This is a genomic window from Faecalibacterium sp. An121, assembly GCF_002160915.1.
In the GTDB taxonomy this organism is placed as follows: domain Bacteria; phylum Bacillota; class Clostridia; order Oscillospirales; family Ruminococcaceae; genus Faecalibacterium; species Faecalibacterium avium.
The window spans coordinates 41,562-56,479 of sequence record NZ_NFLM01000003.1; the positions used below are offsets into that span (position 1 = coordinate 41,562).

The 14,918-nt window shown below is 65.7% G+C and carries 10 protein-coding genes and 1 tRNA gene; 7 read left to right on the forward strand and 4 right to left on the reverse strand.

Annotated elements, in window-relative coordinates; genetic code table 11:
- The first annotated feature begins 18 nt into the window (after positions 1-18).
- Entirely contained in the window at positions 19-3,369 is a 3,351-nt protein-coding gene (locus B5E66_RS02315) for a PD-(D/E)XK nuclease family protein (protein WP_087228370.1), read from the forward strand.
- The gene (locus B5E66_RS02320) at positions 3,366-7,025 is read left to right on the forward strand and encodes a UvrD-helicase domain-containing protein (RefSeq protein ID WP_087228371.1); all 3,660 of its coding nucleotides are present in this window, start codon (positions 3,366-3,368) and stop codon (positions 7,023-7,025) included. The genes B5E66_RS02315 and B5E66_RS02320 overlap by 4 nt, the downstream gene beginning before the upstream one ends.
- A gap of 63 nt (positions 7,026-7,088) precedes the next feature.
- On the opposite strand, the gene B5E66_RS02325 is transcribed toward B5E66_RS02320, so the two are convergent.
- Complete coding sequence (locus B5E66_RS02325) at positions 7,089-7,682, reverse strand: xanthine phosphoribosyltransferase (RefSeq protein WP_087228372.1); 594 nt, start codon at positions 7,680-7,682, stop codon at positions 7,089-7,091.
- 295 nt (positions 7,683-7,977) lie between these two features.
- Between B5E66_RS02325 and B5E66_RS02330 the strand changes: the two genes are divergently transcribed.
- Positions 7,978-8,841 carry a patatin-like phospholipase family protein gene (locus B5E66_RS02330; RefSeq protein WP_087228373.1) on the forward strand — a complete coding sequence of 288 codons (864 nt, stop codon included), beginning with the start codon at positions 7,978-7,980 and terminating at the stop codon, positions 8,839-8,841.
- Positions 8,842-8,914: 73 nt separating this feature from the next.
- Here B5E66_RS02330 and B5E66_RS02335 read toward each other — a convergent pair whose 3' ends face one another.
- Both B5E66_RS02335 and B5E66_RS02340 read right to left on the reverse strand, forming a co-directional pair.
- Positions 8,915-9,040, reverse strand: a complete 126-nt coding sequence (locus B5E66_RS02335) for an OadG-related small transporter subunit (protein WP_087228374.1) — start codon at positions 9,038-9,040, stop codon at positions 8,915-8,917.
- Between the two features lie 100 nt (positions 9,041-9,140).
- On the reverse strand, positions 9,141-10,274 hold the full coding sequence (locus B5E66_RS02340; protein ID WP_087228375.1) for a sodium ion-translocating decarboxylase subunit beta: 1,134 nt from the start codon (positions 10,272-10,274) through the stop codon (positions 9,141-9,143).
- A gap of 500 nt (positions 10,275-10,774) precedes the next feature.
- On the opposite strand from B5E66_RS02340, the gene B5E66_RS02345 reads away from it, so the two are divergent.
- Positions 10,775-10,859, forward strand: a tRNA-Tyr gene (locus B5E66_RS02345).
- A 250-nt stretch (positions 10,860-11,109) separates the two neighbouring features.
- On the opposite strand, the gene B5E66_RS02350 is transcribed toward B5E66_RS02345, so the two are convergent.
- Positions 11,110-11,643, reverse strand: coding sequence for a YcxB family protein (locus B5E66_RS02350; RefSeq protein ID WP_087228376.1), 534 nt, complete (start codon positions 11,641-11,643; stop codon positions 11,110-11,112).
- A gap of 268 nt (positions 11,644-11,911) precedes the next feature.
- Between B5E66_RS02350 and dctP the strand changes: the two genes are divergently transcribed.
- The 3 genes from dctP to B5E66_RS02365 all read left to right on the forward strand — a co-directional run bounded on the left by dctP (position 11,912) and on the right by B5E66_RS02365 (position 14,916).
- Positions 11,912-12,988, forward strand: a complete 1,077-nt coding sequence (gene dctP, locus B5E66_RS02355; protein WP_087228377.1) for a TRAP transporter substrate-binding protein DctP — start codon at positions 11,912-11,914, stop codon at positions 12,986-12,988.
- Between the two features lie 82 nt (positions 12,989-13,070).
- On the forward strand, positions 13,071-13,592 hold the full coding sequence (locus B5E66_RS02360; RefSeq protein ID WP_087228378.1) for a TRAP transporter small permease: 522 nt from the start codon (positions 13,071-13,073) through the stop codon (positions 13,590-13,592).
- Between the two features lies 1 nt (position 13,593).
- A complete protein-coding gene (locus B5E66_RS02365; protein WP_087228379.1) occupies positions 13,594-14,916 on the forward strand; it encodes a TRAP transporter large permease in 1,323 nt (440 codons plus the stop codon).
- The last annotated feature ends 2 nt before the right edge of the window (positions 14,917-14,918 follow it).

Sequence of the window (14,918 nt, forward strand, 5' to 3'; positions counted from 1 at the left end):
AAAGGAGGGAGTCGATCCATGCTGAAACTGGTCCTGGGAGGCTCCGGCAGCGGCAAGACCAGCTGGCTGTACGATCAGCTGGCCCAGCGGGCGGCCCAGGGGCAGCCCAGCATCCTGCTGGTGCCGGAGCAGTTCACCTCGTCCACCGAAGGGCGCATCTACCGCCAGCTGAGGGATCGGGGCTCGGGCTGGGTGGAGAGTTTTTCCTTCACCAGCCTGGCCGAACGGATCCTCTCGGAGGAGGGGGGCGCGGCCATCCAGACCCTCACCGACGCGGGGCGGGTGGCCCTGGTGCGCCGTGCCCTGGAGGAGCTGCAGGACAACGTCCGTTTTTATTACCGCCACCGGCATTCGGCCGCCTTCTGCCAGCTGGCCGCCGAGACCATCGACGAGCTCAAGAGCGCCGGCGTGACGTGGGAGGAGCTGGCCCGGCTGGCCGGAGGCTGCGGCCCCGAGAGCGGCCGCCTGTCCGAGCTGGCCATGATCTACCAGGGCTATGAGACCCTGCTGGCCCAGACCGGCATGGACCCCTCCGACCGGATCAAGCTGGCCGCCCAGCGGCTGGAAGCCGCCCTGGCCCAGGGGCGGGTGCCCGCTTTCCTGGAGGGCCGGGCGGTCTTTATCGACGAGTTCGATACCTTCAACGCCCCCAAACAGCAGCTGATGGGGGCCATGCTGGCCGCCCTGCCCCAGGTGACGGTGGCCCTGTGCGACGACGGCGCGCCCGCCCGGCCGGGGGATCTGGGGCTGTTCGCAGGGGCCAAGGCGGTGGGCGCCCAGCTGCGCCGTCTGGCCCGGAAAAACGGGGCCGAGGTGGCGGCGCCCCTGCTGCTGCGCCGGGACCTGCGCCATCGGGACGCCCCCGGGCTGGCCCGGCTGGAACAGCTTTTGGCCGCCGGCAGCTGTGACCCCGGCCCGGCGGCGGAGATCCGGCTGTACGCCGCCCCCAGCCGGGAGGAGGAAGCCCGGGCCGCCGCGGGCGCCATCCGCCGGCTGATGGCCCAGGGGGTGCGCTGCGGCAAGATCGCGGTGGTCTGCCGGGACCTGGACCACTACCGGGCCGCCGTCCGGTACGAGTTCCGGATGGCGGAGATCCCCCTCTGGTGCGATGAGTCCACCACCCCGGCGTTCAGCGCCCCGGCAGCGGCGGTCACCGCCCTGCTGGAACTGGTCCGGGGCGCGGACTACACCGAACAGCTGTCCGCCCTGGTCAAGACCGGCCTGACCGGCCTGACCGAGGCCCAGGTGTGCGCGCTGGAGAACTACGCCTATACCTGGTCCCCCCGGGCCGCCGAGTGGCGGCAGCCCTTCACCAAGAGCCCCCGGGGCTTTGGGGGCGGCGAGCTGACCGAAGAAGAACGGCAGGCCCTGCACGACGCCGAGGAGGCCCGCGCTTTCCTGATGGGGCCGCTGGAGACCCTGCGCAGCCGCTGCCGGGAGGCCGGCGCGGAACAGATCAGCCGGGCGCTGTGGTTCTGCCTGGACGGGCTGGGGGCCGAACAGGCCCAGCAGGAGCAGGTGGAAGCCCTGCGCGCCGCCCGCGGCATCCCCGCCGCCGAGGAGGCCGCCCGGGAGTGGAACGTGGTGATGGACCTGCTGGACCAGATGGCCCGGCTGCTGGGGGACGAGACGGTCCCGCCCGCCGAATACGCCGAACTGTTCGGCCTGCTGCTGCGCTCGTCCGATCTGGGACACATCCCCCAGACCCTGGACGCAGTGATGCTGGCCCCGGCAGGCAAGATGCGGCTGGACCAGCCCGACTACGTCTTTGTGCTGGGGGTGGCGGAAGGGGAATTCCCTGCCGCGCCGGGCCAGGCCGGCCTGCTGACCCATGCCGACCGGGACGCCCTAATGCGCCAGCAGGTGGACCTGCCCGACTGCTTTGAGAACCGGGTGGTCCGGGAACAGGTCTGCTTTTACAAGGCCATGACCGCCCCCGCCAAAGGGCTGTGGATTAGCTGGCCCGCAGGGGCCGGGCTGACGCTGTCGGCGGCGGCCCAGCCCATCGCCGACCTGCTGGCCCCGCCCCCGCCCGACCTGACGCTGCTGGATATGGCGGCCACCCCGGGCAGCGCGCTGGACTGTCTGGGGGGCGGCTGGACCCTCACCGGGACCCAGCGCTCCAGCCTGACCCGGGCTCTGGAGGGGGAGGGCGGACCGGGCCTGGCCCTGCTGGACCGGATGGCCCAAAACCCGCCCCACCATCTGGAGGACCTGGAGGCCCTGGGCAGCCTGCTGGGGCGGCAGCTGTGGATCTCGCCCAGCCAGATGGAAGCCTACGCCAACTGCCCGTATGGATATTTTCTGCGGTATGTGCTGGGGCTGCGGCCCCGCAAAAAGGCCCGTCTCACGGCGGACCAGAGCGGCACGCTGATGCACTGGGTGCTCCAGATGGCCCTGGACCCCGATCCCGGCCCCGACAACCCCTGCAAAGGGGTCATGCCGGCCCCCTTTGCCCGGCTGACCGACAGCCAGCTGGCCGCCCTGGCGGCCGGCCTGGTGGACGAGTACGCCCGGCGCTTCCTGCCCGAGAACACCGCCCGGCTGCGGTATCTGCTGTCCCGGCTGAAAAAGAGCATGGCCGCCCTGCTGTGCTATCTGCGGGACGAGCAGGCCCAGAGCAGCTTTGCCCCCGCCGCCTGTGAGCTGAAGATCGGCCCGGAGCCCGACGCAGTCCGGCCGCAGGTCTACCGCCTGTCGGATGGGCGCACCGTCCGGCTGGTCGGCACGGTGGACCGGGCCGACGAGTGGGTGGAGGACGACGGCACCCGCTGGGTGCGGGTGGTGGACTACAAGACCGGGACCAAAAAGCTGGACCTGAAAGAAGTCTATTGCGGGCTGGACTGCCAGATGCTGCTGTATCTGTTCAGCCTGACCCGGGACAGCAAAGGCCGCTTTGCCGGGGCGGAGCCGGCGGGGGTGCTGTACCTGCTGGCCGATCCCAACCCCGCCACCACCGCCCGGGCGGCGGCCGGGCAGGCGGCGCCCTGCCAGCTGGACGGCCTGGTGCGGGACGACGAAAAGCTCTTTGAGGCGATGGACCCGGGCAAGACCGGGCGGTATCTGCCCTTTGGCTGGGTGAACGGCAAGCCCAGCCCCTATCAGAAAAACCGCCGGGCCGACGCGGACAAGCTGGGCCGCATCCAGGCCCATCTGGACGGTCTGGTGACCGGCATGGGGGAGCGGCTGTGCCACGGCGCGATCGAGGCCGCTCCCCTCATCTCGGGGCGCACCCCCTGCCAGTGGTGCGACTACGGCTTTATCTGCTGCCACGAGGCGGGCAGCGGGGAGCGTCTGGTCCGGGAGCTGGCCCCCGAACGCCCCTTTGAGGCGGAACCGGAGACCGGCGGGAAGGAGGAACAGCCATGAGTACGACCAACTGGACCCCGGCCCAGCGGGCCGCCATCGAGGACCGGGGCGGGGGATTGCTGGTCAGCGCGGCGGCGGGCAGCGGCAAGACCGCCGTCCTCACCGAGCGGGCGGTGCAGCTCATCACCGACCCGGCAAAGCCGGTGGACGCCGACCGTCTGCTGATCGTTACCTTTACCAATGCGGCCGCCGCCGAACTGCGGGCCCGCATCGGGGAAAAACTGCTGCGCCTGAGCCGGGAGGACCCGTCCAACGGCTGGCTGCGCCGCCAGCGGGTGCTGTTGCAGCGCGCCCCCATCTGCACCATCGACGCATTCTGTCTGGACCTGCTGCGGCGCCACTTTGAAGCTCTGGACATCCCCCCCGACTTCATCCCGGCCGACGCGGGCAGCGTCCAGATGCTGCGGGAGGCCGCCCTGGCCGACACCCTGGAGTGCGCCTGCCAGGACCCGGACTTCTGCGCCTTTGCGGACCTGTACGGCAAGGGCCGCAGCGACGACGCGGCGGGCCGGGCCATCCTGCAGGTCTACGATTTCCTGCGGGCCCTGCCCGACTACGACCGGGAGATCGACCGGATGCTGGAGCCCTGGCAGCGGGAAAACAGTTTCCCCGCATCCCGGTGGCACGATCTGCTGCTGGAACAGGCGGCCCGGCGGGCGAAGGCAGCCTGCGGATTGCTGGATGCCGCCAGGACCGACTGCCAGCTGGATCTCGCGGAGGAGCGGGCCCGGGCGGAAGAAAGCAAAAAGACCGCCGCCGCACGGGCCGCGGCGGCAGCCAAGGTGAACGACCGGTTTGCCGAGCCTCTGGAGCGGCTGGAGACCGCCCTGACGCTGCTGCGGCGGGTGGAAGCGCTGGCCCGGGAAAGGGCCTGGGAGCCTCTGTACGACCTGCTGACCCCCTATGTGCTGGGGGCGGAGCCGATGCCCGGGTTCAAGGGGATGAAGGCGAGGCTGGCCGGCCCCCGTAAGTCGGCGGTCAGGACCCGGGCGGGGGAGGCTGCCGGCCTGTTTGAGGAGATCCTGGACCTGATCCCCTGCAGCGAGGCGGAAGCGGAGGCGGACCGGGCCCTGGCGGCCCCCCGGCTGGCCGCCCTCTTTCGGGCGGTGCGGGATTTCGACGCCCGCTTTGCCGCCAAAAAGAAGGAGCGCAAGCTGCTGGAGTTCAGCGATTTCGAGCACCTGGCCCTCAAGCTGCTGCGCGGGGCCGACGGCCGGCCCACCGCCCTGTGCCAGGGACTGCGGGCCGGCTTTGGGGCGGTGATGGTGGACGAATACCAGGACACCAACGCCTTGCAGGACGCCCTGTACGCCTGCCTGGCCGCCCCCGGCGGCAGCAACCTGTTCCTGGTGGGGGACCTCAAACAGAGCATCTACCGGTTCCGCCAGGCCGACCCGGCCATCTTCCGGGAAAAGCTGGAGAGCTGGCCCCCGCTGCCCGGCGGGCAGGCCCGGCCCGCGCTGCCGGACCAAAGCGCCGGGCAAAACGCCATGCTGGCTCTGGACGCCAACTTCCGCTCGGCTCCGGCGGTGGTGGAGGGGGTCAACTTCTTCTTTGAACAGCTGATGAGCCCCGATCTGGGGGACACCGCCTATGGACCGGGCCAGCGGCTGGTCTGCGGGGCCCCGGGTCAGTACCAGGGGGCGGTGGAAGCCTGCCTTCTGCCCGACGACGAGCAGGAGACGGACGCCGCCTGGATCGCCGCCCGGATCCAAGCTCTGGTGGCCGAAAAGGCCCCGGTGCGGGACAAGGACGGCACGCGCCCGGTGCAGTACGAGGACTGCTGCATCCTGCTGGCGGCCCGCACCAGCTTCCCGGTGTACACCCGGGCGCTGGCCCAGCGGGGCATCCCGGTGTACGCCGATGCCCGGGAGAACCTGTTTGAAGCGCCCCACATCCGGCCCCTGGTGGCGCTGCTCAAGATCATCGACAACCCTGCCCAGGACATCTGCCTGGCGGCGGCCATGCTGGGGCCGGTGTTTGGCTTCACCGACGACGAGCTGGTGCGGCTGCGGGCCCGCAGGAAAGGGGGCAGCCTGTACGGCGCGGTGGTGGCTGCCGCGTCGGAGCCGGGAGACGACCCCTTCACCGGCCGGGTGAAGCGGTTTTACGCCCATCTGACCGAGCTGCGGCGGCTGGCCCGCAGCCTGCCCGCCGAGCGTCTGCTGGAGGAGATCTTTGCGTCCACCGGCTATCTGGCGGCCCTGGGCGCGATGGAAAACGGCCAGCGCCGCCGGGAGGATGCCCGCCGGTTTGCCATCTTCTGCGCCGGGGCGGGGGCCGGGGGCATCTCGGCCCTGGTGCGGGCCATCGACGCGGCCAGCGCCGCCGGAGGCGAGACAGGGGACACCACCCCCGGCGGGGCCCGGCCGGGGTGCGTCACCATCATGACCATCCACCGCTCCAAGGGCCTGCAGTTCCCGGTGGTGTTCCTGGCGGATACGGCACGCCGCTTCAATGCCGCCGACCTGCGGGAGCCGGTGCTGCTGCACCGGGTATGGGGCGCCGGGCTGCGGCTGCGCCAGGAAGGGGGAGAGCTGTACAAGACCGCCCCCTATACCGCCCTGGCCGCCGTCCATGAGCGGGAGATGCGCAGCGAGCAGATGCGCCTTTTGTATGTGGCCCTGACCCGGGCCCAGGACCGTCTGATCCTCACCATGCCGCTGGGCGTCAGCCGCACTTCCAACCCGCTGGAAAAGGCTGCGGCCTTTTTGGCGGCCGGGGCGGGGCAGGTGCTGTACAGCCAGTGCAATTCCTTCGGGGCGTGGCTGCGGGCGGCGCTGCTGGTCCATCCCAACGGCGGCCCGCTGCGGCGGCTGGCGGGGGACCTCCAGCTGCCCTTTGTCCGCACCGGGAGCACCCTGACCCTCTGTCTGCCCGACGCGGCCCAGCCGCCCGAAGCGATCGAACCGCCCGCTGCGGCCCCCGCCGACCCGGCGCTGGTGGAAGCCCTGCGGGCAAACTTTGCCTGGCAGTACCCGGCGGCGGGACTGGCGGAGGTGCCGGCCAAGGTCAGCGTCACCAGCATCGTTCACAAGGCGGGGGACGTCACCCTGGAGCGGCCCGCCTTCCTGTCCAGGGACGGCCTGTCCGCCGCCGAGATGGGATCTGCCCTGCACGCCTTTCTGGAGCACGCCGATTTTGCCGCACTGGCCGCCCCGGCCCGGCAGGGCGGCGCTGCCCTGGAACAGGCCTTGGCCGACGAACGGGACCGCCAGGCTGCCGCCCGCCTGACCACCCCCCAGATCGCCCAGAAGCTGGATCTGGGCCGGCTGGCCCGGTTCTTTGGAGGAGAGGCGTTCCGGCGGGTGCTGGGGGCCCGGCAGGTGCTGCGGGAATACGATTTCATCACGGCGCTGCCCGCCGCCGCTGTGCTGGCGGCCCAGGGGCAAAGCCCCGAAGAAATGCCCCCCGCCGCCAAAGGGGAGCAGGTGCTGGTGCAGGGCATCGCCGATATCCTGCTGGTGTTTGAGGACCATCTGGAGCTGCTGGACTACAAGACCGACCGGGGCAAGACCGAGGCGGACTTCCTGGCGGCCTACCGGCCCCAGCTCAACCTCTATGCGCTGGCCATCGAAAAGCGCTTTGCCCCCAAAAAGGTCACCTACAAGGGGATCTATTCCTTCAGCCTGGGCAGGCTGATCGACGCGAACTGAAACAAAAAAGCCGCCCGCGGAGTGTTCCGCCGGCGGTTTTCTTTAAGACAGATACAAAAAACTTCAGCTCTGGTGGGGCTGGGGGCGGAAGGTGATCTGGCCGGTGGCGGCGTCCATCGAATCCACGATGGCCAAAGATTCCAGCTGGATGCCCCGGGCGCGCACCAGGTCGCCGCCGTGCTGGAAGCCTTTTTCCACCGCGATGCCGATGCCCTCCACCGTGGCGCCGGCCCGGTCGGCCAGCTCCAGCAGGCCCATCAGGGCGCAGCCGTTGGCCAGGAAGTCGTCGATGATCAGCAGGTGGTCCTCAGGGCCGAGGAACTTCTTGGAGACGATGACGTTGTAGATCTTTTTGTGGGTGAAGGACTGGATCTGGGTCTCGTAGTTGTCGTAGTCCAGGTTGATGCTCATGGCCTTTTTGGCAAACACCACCGGCACGTCCCACTCGCTGGCCACGATGGCCGCAATGCCGATGCCGCTGGCCTCGATGGTCAGCACCTTGTTGATGGGCTTGCCTGCAAACAGGCGCTTCCACTCCCGGGCCATCTGACGGAACAGGGGGATGTCCATCTGGTGGTTGATAAAGCTGTCTACCTTCAGCACGCCGCCCTCGCGCACGATGCCGTCCTTGCGGATGCGATCTTCCAAAAGTTTCATGGCTGATTCCTTCCTCCGCCCTGGGGCGGCTCACAGATGTTATTATCAAACAGTATAGCGGCAGGGGCCGCCGTTGGCAATATCTTTGGGTCAAAAATTGTAAAAAGAAGGGGGAAGGAGACCGGGGCCGCGGACAGGTTTTTTCCTGTTTCCCCTTGTGCTTTTGCCGTTTTTTGATTATACTTTGTGGTACGGGGCCCGCAGGGGCGGGCAGCCACACCAGCCGCCGGGCGTGCCGGGCGGCCGTATACGAGCCGGCGGGCAGCACCGCCGCGACCGAGGGGGAGGGCAGATCATGAAAACCGGATTGATTTTGGAAGGCGGCGCCATGCGCGGGATGTTCACTGCGGGCGTCACCGACGTACTGATGGAACAGGGCGTGACCTTTGACGGTGCGGTGGGGGTCTCGGCAGGGGCCGTGTTTGGCTGCAATTACAAGTCCCACCAGCCGGGCCGGGCCATCCGCTACAACCTGGCGTACTGCAGCGACAAGCGGTATGCCAGCTTTCACAACCTGGTGCACACCGGCGATTTGTATGGCGAGCAGTTCTGCTACCACGACATCCCGGAAAAGCTGGACCCCTTCGACGCGGAGACTTTTGCGGCTTCGCCCATGGAGTTTTTTGTGGTCTGCACCGAGCTGCGCACCGGGGACCCGGTCTACCACAAGTGCCGCACCGGCGGCCCCGAAGACCTGAAATGGATGCAGGCTTCGGCCTCCATGCCCCTGGCAGCCAAGACCGTGCGGATCGGTCCCCACAGGCTGCTGGACGGAGGCATCGCGGACTCGATCCCGGTGCGCTTTCTGGAGTCCATCGGCTATAAGCGCAACCTGCTGATCCTGACCCAGCCCAGGGACTACCAGAAAAAGAAAAACAAGCTGCTGCCCCTCATCCGGGCCCGCTATGCCCGCTATCCCGCCTTTGTGGCGGCGGTGGCCGACCGGCATGAGCGGTACAACGAGACCCTGGCGTATATCTCGATGCTGGAGGAAGCGGGGGAAGCCTATGTGATCCGCCCGCCCATCCCCCTGGAGATCGGCGCCATGGAGCGGGACCCCCGGGAACTGCAGCGGGTATACGACACCGGCCGTGCGGTGGCGGAAAAGCAGCTGGACCAGATCCAGCGCTTTCTGGCCCAGGCGAAGGCCGAGGTCTGAACGACAGCCGGAACTATAAAAAGCCGGCCTGTGCATGGAGCACGGGCCGGTTTTGTTTTGGTCAGAAGATGGTTCAGCGGTTGTTGGTCATCTTGCTCAGCAGCATGACCACCAGGATGATGACCGCGATGACCAGGAAGATGCCCACCATGCCGATCAGCATGATCGGCAGAGTCTGGGCCAGAGAAGCGATGTTCATAGCAAAGCCCTTTCTACACAGCAGTAAGGGTCCCATGGGGCGTTGTGCCCGCAGGAGGGACCGTTTGAAATAACGTCCAAAAGCAGGCCAGGCCGTGCGCTCAGGCGCCCATCAGGGTCAGCAGCAGGCCGCCCGCGATGACCGAGGCGATCTGGCCCGAGACGTTGACGCTGATGGAGTACATCAGCAGGAAGTTCTGGTTGTCCTCTGCCAGGCCCATCTGGTTGACCACGCGGCCGCTCATGGGGAAGGCCGAGATGCCGGCGGCGCCGATCATGGGGTTGAGCTTCTTGCCCTCGGGCAGGAACAGGTTGAGCAGCTTGGCAAACAGGACGCCGCCTGCGGTGTCGAACACGAAAGCGAACAGGCCCAGAGCCAGGATCAGGATGGTGTCGGGACGGACGAATTTGTCTGCGGTCATCTGGCTGGCGACGGTCATGCCCAGCATGATGGTGATCAGGTTGGCCAGGACGTTCTGGGCCGTCTCGCTCAGGGAGTTCAGCACGCCGCACTCACGCAGCAGGTTGCCGAACATCAGGAAACCGACCAGGGCCACGCTGGCAGGGGCCACCAGGCCCGCCACGATGGTGACCACGATGGGGAACAGGATGCGGGTGGTCTGGGTGACGCTGCCCTTCTGGTAGGCCATCCGGATCCGCCGCTCCTTCTTGGTGGTGATGGCGCGGATGACGGGGGGCTGCACGATGGGGACCAGGGCCATATAGCTGTAAGCCGCCACCATGATGGCGCCCAGATACTGGGAACCCAGGGTGTTGGCCACGAAGATGGCGGTGGGGCCGTCGGCGGCGCCGATGATGCCGATCGAAACGGCGTCGTTCAGGTCAAAGAAGATGCCCGCCAGGCAGACCGTGAAGAAGATGCCGAACTGGGCGGCTGCGCCGAACAGCATCAGCCAGGGCTTTTCCAGCAGGGGGCCAAAGTCGATCATGGCGCCGATGCCGATGAACAGCAGCAAGGGGAACAGCTCATTGGACATACCTGCCGCAAACAGTACGGACAGGGGCCCTTCGGTGTCCCCTTGGGTGATGGCGCCCGACAGGGGCAGGTTGACAAGGATGGCGCCGAAGCCCATGGGCAGCAGCAGGCTGGGCTCCATTTTCTTGGCGATGGCCAGATAGATCAGCAGTCCGCCTACGATCCACATGACCAGCATCTGCCAGGTCAGGTTCCCGAAGTTCGAGAACAGACTTGTAAATTGTCCGATGATATCCATGATTTGTAAAATACCTCCTTCACAGGTTTGGCCGGACCGCGGCCCGCAGATCCTGCCCGAAAGGTCCGCTGCGCTGTTGTCTGTGCCGCAAAGCAGCCGCTTTGGGACAAAAAGTCCAGCCGGACGGGTCGGATGGATCGGCCAGAGGCCGCTTGGCGAAGGCCGGGCCGGCGCACAAAAGCCCCTTGCCCCACCCGTGCCAATGTCACTATTATAAAATACAGCCTGAAAAAAGACAAGAGGAATAAAAAAATTTGTCACAGAACCACACTCTTGGCCGCAAAGCGAAAAGAATGGAAATTGGCCGTTGACAAAACCCCATCGGGATGATACAATAAGCAGGCGGTCGAGGCCAGGAGCCCGGCGGCACACAGCAGCCAGGCGGTGGCCGGCGGAAAAAAGCTTCCAAAAAATCCGAAAAACCGGTTGACAAACCCCGGACGCTGTGGTAAAATAAACAAGTCGCCAGCCGATACGGCCGGATGACAAAAACAAAATAAGGGCGTGTTCCCGAGTGGCCAATGGGGACAGACTGTAAATCTGCTGCTTAATGCTTCGGTGGTTCGAATCCACCCGCGCCCACCAAAAGGACCGGATCTTCCCAGTGGAAGGTCCGGTCCTTTTTTGTCTGCAAAAAGTGCGGCGCGCGGCACGAAGAAAACCGGACTTGCCCTGCGGCAGGTCCGGTTTTTGCAGGGGAGCGGCGGGGATCAGGCGCCGAAATAATCTGCGATCTGGCGCATCCGGGCCATCTGGTCCACATGGAAAGGAGGCGGCGGGGCCGCAAATACCTGTTTGGTATGCGGCTGCATACGTTTTTTCTATGGGCCGCCGGTCACAGGGTGTGCAGATGCTCCGGGGCCAGGCGGCGCTGCAGCATGGCCCACAGGGCGTCGGCGCCCTCCCGCACCTGGCTGTGGGGCAGCAGGTAGGCATGGTCCCCTACATAGAGATAGGTGATATCGCTGCGGCGGTAGACTTCGGTCACGTCGGTCCAGGGCACCAGGGTCGAGGTCTTGCCCAGGTCCTGGCTGACCTGGATGCCGTCCTCCTGAAAGACCAGGGTATAGACCCGGCGCGGGCTGCGCAGCAGCCCCATCCGTTTGGCCTGGGTGTGCAGGCTGTGCTCGTAGCTCAGATACCACACCAGCGGCATACCCAGACCCAGCACCACCAGGACGGTGCCCAGCAGCAGCGCCCCCTCCTGGGGATAGCGGGAATAACACAGCACCGAGGAAAGGGTGAGGATGGCGGCGAACAGGATGGGCCGGCGCCACAGCTTCTGGCGCCGGAAGGTGTCAAACAGGGCAAAGCTGCGGAATGCGGCCCCGTCCAGCTGCACCGGAACATAGATGGAAGCTTGTTTCATGGGGGTTCTCCTTACAGGCTGCGGCCCGCCGGCGCGCAGCGCAAGATGTATCTTTTTAAGAGTAAACGCAAACGGAAGAATTTGCAAGTCCGTTCCGGGAGAATTAGGGATGTATACAAAAATTGGCCATAAAATTGGTGAAAAAACTCAATAGTTTTGAACAAAGAAATGTGATATATTACTAGCAGAACACAGGGGCGGCAGTGCGGCCGCCTGCCTGAAAGGAAAAAAGTCCACTTTGTTGGAAAGAGAAGGAGGAACTTATCCTATGAAAAAGATCTCTCGTCGTTCGTTCCTGGCAGTTTCTGCAGCCCTGGGCGCAGCCGGCGTCCTGACTGCCTGCGGCGGCGGCACCTCGTCCAGCACCGCAGCCAGCACAGCCACCAGCACCGCTGGCAGTGCAGCCGCCGGCGACGCTGCATCCGACCCCAAGGTCACCCTAGTCTATGCGGAGGTCAACCCTCTGGACACCATCGTGGGCCAGACCGCCTCTTACTTTAAGGAGCAGGTGGAATCCCTGTCCGGCGGTTCGATCCTGATCGACCTGCAGGCTTCCGGCGTCCTGGGCTCCGAGAACGACGTCCTGGACAACATCCTGGCGGGCGGCGACACCATCGACCTGTCCCGTATCTCCGCATTCGCTCTGACCAGCTATGGCTGCAAGAAGTCCATGCTGCTGAGCCTGCCCTACACCTTCGTCACCCGTGAGCACTGGTGGAACTTCGCCAACAGCGACCTGGCCCCCGACTTCCTGAACGAGCCCCAGGAGCTGGGCCTGCCCGTCCGCGGCATCTTCTACGGCGAGGAGGGCTTCCGCCACTTCTTCACCGTTGAGCCGGTGTCCGGCATCGAGGACCTGGCCGGCATGAAGCTGCGCGTGTCCAACGACCCCGTCATGAACGGCCTGGTGGAAGGCCTGGGCGCCACCCCCACCGTCGTCTCGTTCAATGAGCTGTACAGCGCGCTGCAGACCGGCGTCGTGGACGGCGCCGAGCAGCCCATCGCCAACTACGCATCCAACGCCTTCCCCGAAGTGGCCAACAACCTGATCCTGGACGGCCACACCCTGGGCGCCGTGCAGGTGGTCATCACCGACAACGCATGGGCCAAGCTGACCGCCAACCAGCAGAACGTCATCCTGGAGGCCGGCAAGGCCGCCCAGGAGTTCAACGCGGGCCTGTCGGAGGACGAGGAGAACCGCGTGCTGGAGGAGCTGAAGGCCGAGGGCTGCAACGTGGTGGATGTGCCCGACAAGACCGCATGGCAGGAAGCCTGCGCCCAGGTCATCACCGACAACACCGCCGGCCTGGAGGACCTGTACCAGCAGCTGGTGGATATGGCCTGAGGACCAGCCTGACGATCCGATGAGTGGGGCGGGGCAGCCCGCGGCGCTGCCCCGCCCATTTTGATAAAGGGGGGAATCCTGCATGAAAAACTTTTTTGCTACCATGGATAAGCTCCGCCCCATCTACGACGTGACGGATAAGATCGTGATGACCATCTGCAAGCTGCTGCTGATCGCGGATATCATCATCACCGGTTATTCGGTGCTGGGGCGCTATATCCCGTTCATCACCTCCCCGTCCTGGACGGAAGAAGTGGTGCTGACCCTGATGAGCTACATGGCCGTGCTTTCGGCGGCCATCGCCATCCGCCACAAGGAACATATCCGGATGGACGCCTTTGACCGCTACATCCCCAAGCCCATGCTCCATTTCCTGAACCTGCTGTCGAATGTGGCAGTGCTGGCTCTGGGTGTGGTCATGCTGGTGATCGGCCTGCAGTACGCCACCACCATCGGCGCGCGCGGCACCTACGTTTCGATGCCCAACGTCTCCCGTTTCTGGATGTACTTCCCGGTGCCTCTGGCCGGCCTGGCCATGATCGTCTTCGAGCTGGAGTGCATCTACGAGGAGATCCGTGATATTCTGTTGAAGGAGGATGTGTGATATGGTCATCAATACGCCTGCGATCCTGATCCTTCTGCTGTCGTTCCTGGCGATGATCCTTCTGCGCTTCCCCATCGCCTATTCGGTGGCCCTGTCCTCCATCTTCTGCCTGATGTACCAGGGCCTGAGCCTGGCGACCGTCTGCCAGCAGATGGTCAAAGGCATCAGCTCTTACAGCCTGATGGCCGTGCCCTTCTTCATCACCATGGGTATGCTGATGGGTTCGGGCGGCCTGTCTGACAAGCTGGTCGCCCTGGCCAACGCCTGCGTCGGCTGGATGCGGGGCGGCCTGGGCATGGTCAACGTGCTGGATTCCTACTTCTTCGGCGGCATTTCCGGTTCCGCCGCCGCCGACACCGCTTCGCTGGGCGCCATCCTGATCCCCATGATGGTGGACCAGGGCTACGACGCCGACTTCTCCACCGCCATCACCATCACCTCCTCGGTGGAGGGCATCCTGGTGCCCCCCAGCCACAACATGGTCATCTACGCCACCACAGCCGGCGGCATCTCGGTGGGCAGCCTGTTCCTGGCTGGCTACATCCCCGGCGGCGTCCTGGCGGTCAGCCTGATGGTGGGCGTGTACATCCTGTCCGTGAAAAACAACTATCCCCGCGGCGACAAGTTCAGCATCAAGAACCTGATCCGTCAGCTGGGCCAGTCCATCTGGGCCGCAGGCGCCATCATCATCGTGGTGGTGGGCGTGGCCGCCGGCTGGTTCACCGCGACCGAGTCGGCCGCCATCGCCGTCTTCTACTCCCTGTTCGTGGCACTGTTCGTCTACAAGGGCCTGGACCTGAAGGGCGTCTGGAAAGAGCTGGACAGCGCGGTCCACACCCTGTCCATCGTCCTGATCCTGATCGCCACCTCCAACGTGTTCGGCTACTGCATGACCGCCCTGCACGTGCCGGATCTGGCGGCCAACGCCATCACCAGCGTCACCGATAACCCCATCCTGCTGGCGCTGCTGATCAACCTGATCCTGCTGTTCCTGGGCTGCATCATGGATATGGCCCCCATCATCCTGATCGCCACCCCCATCCTGCTGCCCATCGCCACCTCCATCGGCATCGATCCCATCCAGTTCGGTATCATCGTCATGCTGAACTGCGGTATCGGCCTGCTGACCCCTCCGGTCGGCTCGGTGCTATTCATCGGCGCTGCCGTTGCCAAGCGTCCCATGGGTTCCGTGGTCAAGGCTACCATGCCGTTCTATCTGTGCATGGTGCTGGCCCTGCTGCTCATCACCTTCATCCCGGATATCAGCCTGTTCATCCCCAAGATGTTCGGCTATGTCCCCCAGGTCACACCGGCATGGTTCTGACG

Bases quoted from the DNA above. Each gene is read 5' to 3' on its own strand.
- B5E66_RS02360 (WP_087228378.1), top strand. From the start codon at position 13,071: ATGAAAAACTTTTTTGCTACCATGGATAAGCTCCGCCCCATCTACGAC.
- B5E66_RS02365 (WP_087228379.1), top strand. From the start codon at position 13,594: ATGGTCATCAATACGCCTGCGATCCTGATCCTTCTGCTGTCGTTCCTG.
- B5E66_RS02320 (WP_087228371.1), top strand. From the start codon at position 3,366: ATGAGTACGACCAACTGGACCCCGGCCCAGCGGGCCGCCATCGAGGAC.
- B5E66_RS02350 (WP_087228376.1), bottom strand. From the start codon at position 11,643: ATGAAACAAGCTTCCATCTATGTTCCGGTGCAGCTGGACGGGGCCGCA.
- B5E66_RS02340 (WP_087228375.1), bottom strand. From the start codon at position 10,274: ATGGATATCATCGGACAATTTACAAGTCTGTTCTCGAACTTCGGGAAC.
- dctP (WP_087228377.1), top strand. From the start codon at position 11,912: ATGAAAAAGATCTCTCGTCGTTCGTTCCTGGCAGTTTCTGCAGCCCTG.
- B5E66_RS02335 (WP_087228374.1), bottom strand. From the start codon at position 9,040: ATGAACATCGCTTCTCTGGCCCAGACTCTGCCGATCATGCTGATCGGC.
- B5E66_RS02325 (WP_087228372.1), bottom strand. From the start codon at position 7,682: ATGAAACTTTTGGAAGATCGCATCCGCAAGGACGGCATCGTGCGCGAG.
- B5E66_RS02315 (WP_087228370.1), top strand. From the start codon at position 19: ATGCTGAAACTGGTCCTGGGAGGCTCCGGCAGCGGCAAGACCAGCTGG.
- B5E66_RS02330 (WP_087228373.1), top strand. From the start codon at position 7,978: ATGAAAACCGGATTGATTTTGGAAGGCGGCGCCATGCGCGGGATGTTC.